This window comes from Pseudomonas sp. P4795 (assembly GCF_048822895.1).
Classification (GTDB): Bacteria; Pseudomonadota; Gammaproteobacteria; order Pseudomonadales; family Pseudomonadaceae; genus Aquipseudomonas.
The window spans coordinates 309,339-315,379 of record NZ_JBMFBT010000007.1 but is presented as its reverse complement, the minus strand read 5'-3'; the positions used below and the strand labels follow the sequence as shown (position 1 = coordinate 315,379).

5 protein-coding genes are annotated in these 6,041 nt (G+C 62.1%); 4 read left to right on the top strand and 1 reads right to left on the bottom strand.

Annotated elements, in window-relative coordinates; all coding sequences use genetic code 11:
- Positions 1–122 precede the first annotated feature (122 nt).
- The 3 genes from ACOI8A_RS21615 to ACOI8A_RS21605 all read left to right on the top strand — a co-directional run bounded on the left by ACOI8A_RS21615 (position 123) and on the right by ACOI8A_RS21605 (position 4,617).
- Positions 123–1,052 carry a hydrogen peroxide-inducible genes activator gene (locus ACOI8A_RS21615; protein ID WP_166221843.1) on the top strand — a complete coding sequence of 310 codons (930 nt, stop codon included), beginning with the start codon at positions 123–125 and terminating at the stop codon, positions 1,050–1,052.
- Positions 1,053–1,061: 9 nt separating this feature from the next.
- A complete protein-coding gene (gene recG / locus ACOI8A_RS21610; protein WP_420649266.1) occupies positions 1,062–3,137 on the top strand; it encodes an ATP-dependent DNA helicase RecG in 2,076 nt (691 codons plus the stop codon).
- Between the two features lie 79 nt (positions 3,138–3,216).
- Entirely contained in the window at positions 3,217–4,617 is a 1,401-nt protein-coding gene (locus tag ACOI8A_RS21605; RefSeq protein ID WP_420649267.1) for an aminoacyl-tRNA deacylase and HDOD domain-containing protein, read from the top strand.
- 267 nt (positions 4,618–4,884) lie between these two features.
- Here ACOI8A_RS21605 and ACOI8A_RS21600 read toward each other — a convergent pair whose 3' ends face one another.
- The gene (locus tag ACOI8A_RS21600) at positions 4,885–5,268 is read right to left on the bottom strand and encodes an SCP2 sterol-binding domain-containing protein (RefSeq protein ID WP_420649268.1); all 384 of its coding nucleotides are present in this window, start codon (positions 5,266–5,268) and stop codon (positions 4,885–4,887) included.
- Positions 5,269–5,649: 381 nt separating this feature from the next.
- Between ACOI8A_RS21600 and ACOI8A_RS21595 the strand changes: the two genes are divergently transcribed.
- Positions 5,650–6,036 carry a DUF6124 family protein gene (locus ACOI8A_RS21595; protein WP_420649269.1) on the top strand — a complete coding sequence of 129 codons (387 nt, stop codon included), beginning with the start codon at positions 5,650–5,652 and terminating at the stop codon, positions 6,034–6,036.
- The last annotated feature ends 5 nt before the right edge of the window (positions 6,037–6,041 follow it).

Below are 6,041 nucleotides of genomic sequence, written 5' to 3'. Positions count from 1 at the left end.
TTTGCCCTCTCCATAAGCGCTAAACCGCTATTGCCCGGTGTCGCACTCATCACTGAGTCTGATAACGTGCGTCTATCGATTGCACTCGGTATGCTTGGCCCGCACCTTCATGGACGCTTGCTATGACCCTCACAGAATTGCGCTACATCGTTACCCTCGCCCAAGAGCAGCATTTCGGCCATGCCGCCGAGAAATGCCACGTCAGCCAGCCGACCCTGTCGGTGGGCGTGAAGAAACTTGAAGACGAACTCGGTGTGCTGATTTTCGAGCGCAGCAAGAGTGCCGTGCGCGTGACGCCGGTCGGCGAAGGCATCGTCGCTCAGGCGCAAAAAGTGCTCGAGCAGGCGCAAGGCATCCGTGAGCTGGCTCAGGCTGGCAAGAACCAGCTGACCGCCCCGCTGAAAGTCGGCGCGATCTACACCGTCGGCCCGTACCTGTTCCCGCATCTGATTCCACAACTGCACCGGGTCGCCCCGCAGATGCCGTTGTACATCGAAGAAAACTTCACCCACGTGCTGCGCGACAAACTGCGCAACGGCGAGCTCGACGCGATCATCATCGCCCTGCCGTTCAACGAAGCCGACGTGCTGACCCTGCAACTCTACGACGAGCCGTTCTACGTCCTGATGCCGGCCCAGCACCCGTGGACCCAGAAAGAATCCATCGACGCCGGGCTGCTCAACGACAAGAGCCTGCTGCTGCTCGGCGAGGGTCACTGCTTCCGCGACCAAGTGCTGGAAGCCTGCCCGACCCTGACCAAAGGCAACGACGGCGCCAAACACACCACGGTGGAATCCAGCTCGCTGGAAACCATCCGCCACATGGTCGCGTCCGGTCTGGGCATTTCGATCCTGCCGCTGTCGGCAGTCGATAGCCATCACTACGCTCCGGGCGTGATCGAAGTGCGGCCACTGTCGGCGCCGGTTCCGTTCCGCACCGTGGCCATTGCGTGGCGCGCAAGCTTCCCACGGCCGAAAGCCATCGAGATCCTCGCCGACTCCATTCGCCTGTGCTCGGTGGCCAAGCCAGCGGCACCGGTCACAGCCGGTTAAGCCAGGGTCATGACGGAGCTGTCGCAAGTATCGGTGACGGCACTCAAGGGTGTCGGTGAAGCCATGGCCGAGAAACTGGCCAAGGTCGGTCTGGAAAATCTCCAGGACGTGCTGTTTCACCTGCCCCTGCGTTATCAGGATCGCACCCGCGTGGTGCCGATCGGCCACTTGCGACCGGGACAGGACGCCGTGGTCGAAGGCACCGTCAGCGGCGCTGACGTGGTCATGGGCCGCCGCCGCAGTCTGGTGGTGCGCATGCAGGACGGCACCGGCGGGCTCAGTCTGCGCTTCTATCATTTCAGCAATGCGCAGAAAGAAGGCCTGAAACGCGGCACGCGGATTCGCTGCTACGGCGAAGCCCGGCCCGGCGCTTCCGGGCTGGAAATCTACCACCCGGAATACCGCGCGATCACCGGCGACGAACCGCCGCCAGTGGATGAAACCCTGACCCCGGTTTACCCGCTGACCGAAGGCCTGACCCAGGCGCGCCTGCGCCAACTGTGCATGCAGACCCTTACCCTGCTCGGCCCGTCCAGCCTGCCCGACTGGCTGCCGACCGAACTGGCGCGCGACTATCAACTCGCCCCGCTGGCCGATGCGATCCGCTACCTGCACAACCCGCCCGCCGATGCCGACGTCGATGAACTCGCCCTCGGTCATCACTGGGCGCAGCATCGCCTGGCCTTTGAAGAACTGCTGACGCATCAACTGTCGCAGCAACGTCTGCGCGAAAGCATGCGCTCGCTACGTGCGCCGGCGATGCCGAAAGCTACCAAGCTGCCGCCGAAATACCTGGCCAATCTCGGCTTCGCCCCGACCGGCGCCCAGCAGCGCGTGGGCAATGAAATCGCCTACGACCTCAGTCAGCACGAACCGATGCTGCGGCTGATTCAGGGCGACGTTGGCGCGGGTAAAACCGTGGTCGCCGCCCTCGCTGCGTTGCAGGCGTTGGAGGCCGGTTACCAAGTCGCGCTGATGGCGCCGACCGAGATTCTCGCCGAGCAGCACTTCATCACGTTCAAGCGCTGGCTCGAACCGCTGGGCATCGAAGTCGCGTGGCTGGCGGGCAAGCTCAAGGGTAAAAACCGCGTGGCCGCACTGGAACAGATCGCCAGCGGCACACCGATGGTGGTCGGCACGCACGCGCTGTTTCAGGACGAAGTGAAGTTCAAGAATCTGGCGCTGGTGATCATCGACGAACAGCACCGCTTTGGCGTGCAGCAACGTCTGGCACTGCGGCAGAAAGGTGTTGGCGGGCGCATGTGTCCGCACCAATTGATCATGACCGCCACGCCGATTCCGCGCACGCTGGCGATGAGCGCCTATGCCGACCTCGACACCTCGATCCTCGACGAATTGCCGCCGGGTCGCACCCCGGTCAACACCGTGCTGGTCACCGACACGCGCCGCGTCGAAGTCATCGAACGCGTGCGCGGTGCCTGCGCCGAAGGTCGTCAGGCCTATTGGGTCTGCACCCTGATTGAAGAATCCGAAGAGCTGACCTGCCAGGCCGCCGAAACCACTTTCGAAGACCTCACCCTCGCCCTCGGCGAGTTGAAAGTCGGGCTGATCCACGGCCGTATGAAACCGGTGGAGAAAGCCGCCGTCATGGCCGAATTCAAGGCCGGCAACCTGCAACTGCTGGTCGCGACCACGGTAATTGAAGTCGGCGTCGACGTGCCTAACGCCAGTCTGATGATCATCGAAAACCCTGAGCGCCTCGGCTTGGCGCAACTGCACCAGTTGCGCGGCCGGGTCGGACGCGGCAGCGCTGCCAGCCATTGCGTGCTGCTCTACCATCCGCCGCTGTCACAGATCGGTCGTCAGCGCCTCGGCATCATGCGCGAGACCAACGACGGTTTCGTTATCGCCGAGAAAGACCTTGAGCTGCGCGGCCCCGGCGAAATGCTCGGCACCCGCCAGACCGGTCTGCTGCAATTCAAAGTCGCCGACCTGATGCGCGACGCCGATCTGCTGCCCGCCGTACGTGACGCCGCGCAAGCGTTGCTCGAACGCTGGCCGACGCACGTCAGCCCGCTGCTTGATCGCTGGCTGCGCCATGGGCAGCAATATGGCCAAGTGTGAGCAGCGTCGCAGTTTCTGAACCCTCGTCCCAACCAAGCTGGTTATACTCCAGCAATTGTTTCAAAAACGGATACAGACCATGACCGAAGCTGCTCTCGCCCCCGAACCCCCGCAAGCTCCGTCGGTAATTCGGCTGCTGCTGGGCAAGCTGGGCATCGCCTACGAAGAAGTGCTCGACCACCACGGCCTGAATGCCTCGCGCAAAGTACAGGCCGTGTTGCTGGATGACGCCGTGGGCGCGCTGATGGTGCTGTTCCCGCAAAGCCAGTTGCTCGACCTCAATCGCCTCGCCGAACTGACCGGCCGCCGCCTGACTGCGGTGTCCACCGAGCGCCTGGAAAAGATGCTCGGCAAACACAGCCTGAGCCTGTTGCCGGGCCTGCCGGCGCTGACCAGTTCGCCGTGCCTCTACGAAGAAAGCCTGCTGCGTGAACCGAAGTTGCTGATCAACTCCGGCGAGCCGGGCCTGCTGCTGGAGATCACCAGCGAAGCCTTCAAGACCATGCTGACCAAGGCCAGCGCCGCCAACTTCGGCGAAAACCTGACCAGCATCCGCCCGAACCTCGACCGCCCCGATGATGACCGCGAGGAAATCACCCAGGCCGTGCAAGCGTTCACCGCGCGGCGCATCCAGCAGCGTCTGGAAGCGACCATCGAGATTCCGCCGCTGGCCGAAACCGCGCAAAAAATCATCAAGCTGCGGGTTGACCCGAACGCGACCATCGACGACATCACTGGCGTGGTCGAAACCGACCCGGCGCTGGCCGCACAAGTGGTGAGCTGGGCGGCGTCGCCGTACTACGCCTCGCCGGGCAAGATTCGTTCGGTGGAAGACGCCATCGTCCGCGTGCTGGGTTTCGATCTGGTGATCAACCTCGCACTGGGCCTGGCCCTCGGCAAGACTCTGAGCCTGCCGAAAGACCATCCGCAACACACCACGCCGTACTGGCAGCAGTCGATCTACACCGCCGCCGTCATCGAAGGCCTGACCCGCGCCATGCCCCGCGCCCAGCGCCCGGAAGCCGGCCTGACCTACCTCGCCGGTCTGCTGCACAACTTCGGTTACCTGCTGCTGGCCCACGTGTTCCCGCCGCACTTCTCGCTGATCTGCCGCCACCTTGAGGTCAACCCGCACCTGTGCCACAGCTACGTCGAGCAACACCTGCTGGGCATCAGCCGCGAGCAGATCGGCTCGTGGCTGATGCGCTACTGGGACATGCCGGACGAACTGGCCACCGCCCTGCGCTTCCAGCACGACCCAAGCTACGACGGCGCCTACGCCGAATACCCGAACCTCGTGTGCCTGGCGGTACGCCTGCTGCGCGCTCGCGGAGTAGGCTCAGGCCCTGACGAAGACATCCCCGACGCCCTGCTCGAACGCGTCGGCCTGACCCGCGACAAAGCCAACGACGTCGTCAGCAAAGTCCTCGAAGCCGAAGTCCTGCTGCGCGAACTCGCTTCGCAATTCAGCCAGGCCTAAACGCATCACGGGCAAGCCACCCCCACAAGATCCACGCGATCCCTGTGGTAGCGGGCTTGCCCGCGATAAATCCAACTCGATCCAACTGACTCAACACAACCCCTGTGGCGAGGGGATTCATCCCCGCTGGGCTGCGAAGCGGCCCTAAAATCTAAAAGCCAGCTGTATCAGGCATACCTTATTCGCGGGTTTGCGACTGCTGCGCAGCCGAACGGGGATAAATCCCCTCGCCACAAAAAGCAGCTCACCAACAACCCGCCTAAATCCTCAAGCCTTCGGCTTAGCCTTCCTCGGCTTCAAATACTTCATCAACCCCTGGAACCACATCACCAGCGCCGGGTTGCCTTTGATCTGAATCGTCTTGTCCTGAATCCCCTGCATGAACGCCAACTGCTTGTTCTTCGCTTGCATCGTGGCAAAACCGAACGCCGCGTCCTTGAAGGCGATCGCGAATGCCGGCTCCGCCACCATCCCAGACTTGCTGGTAATGCGCTGATTCTTCACCACGAAATGCCGCGCCACCTTGCCGTCCAGAGTCTGCATCTGGAACACCAAATCTTTGTCACCCAACTGCTGCTGAAACGCAGGATTTGTCCGACTGGCCTTACCCATCAACAGACCCAGCATCCACAGAAGAAAACGAAATTTCATGCGCACAGCCTCAAAAGGAAAATGAACGGCCGGCGCAGTGTAACGGCTTCGCGCCAATTCGCCACTATCTGCCACTGATAGAAGACGATGCCACGCTTTTCTCGCCTGATGACTACCAAGTCACTCTTTCACGCCCAACTTCCTACACCTGAAGAAACACATTCCTGTAGGAGCTGCCGAAGGCTCGGGCCGCGATCGGACGATCTTTTGATCTTCTAACCCGCAACCCTGTCGGAAATGTCCTTCAAACTCTGGCGCTGTCCATGAACTATGCGGGCTGGAGGTTCGGCGATAACCTTTGTTCGTCACCGCAAAATCGGTGGCCGGATGTGCAAGTCCGACCTCGGAGCAAATCTTTCCAACTTAAAAGGATTTACACCGATGACCAATCCAACGCCCGCCGACGAAACAGTTTCGCCGTACGAATCCCCAGACTCAAAGAAATTCCACGAAGCCGCCGAGCGCGCCCTCGACCACCATTTCGGCCCGGCCCCCGCCCCTGCATCCGCCCCACCGTCCGATCCTCCGCCGAAACGCCGAGGCGGTCTTTTCACCCTCTCCAGCGACATCGACGCCGAAGCCCTGATGGCCAACGCCTCGGAAGACCTGCTATCCATCAGCGCCATCGCCGCCGACCTGGCCGACGACCTCGACGGCACACGCCGCTCGGTGGCATTGGCCTTGAGCAGGATGGCGGATGGCGTGCAGCTAATGGTGGAAGGCGTGCTCGATAACATCGAGTTGAAGGAGTACGGGATTAAGCCGTAACAAAA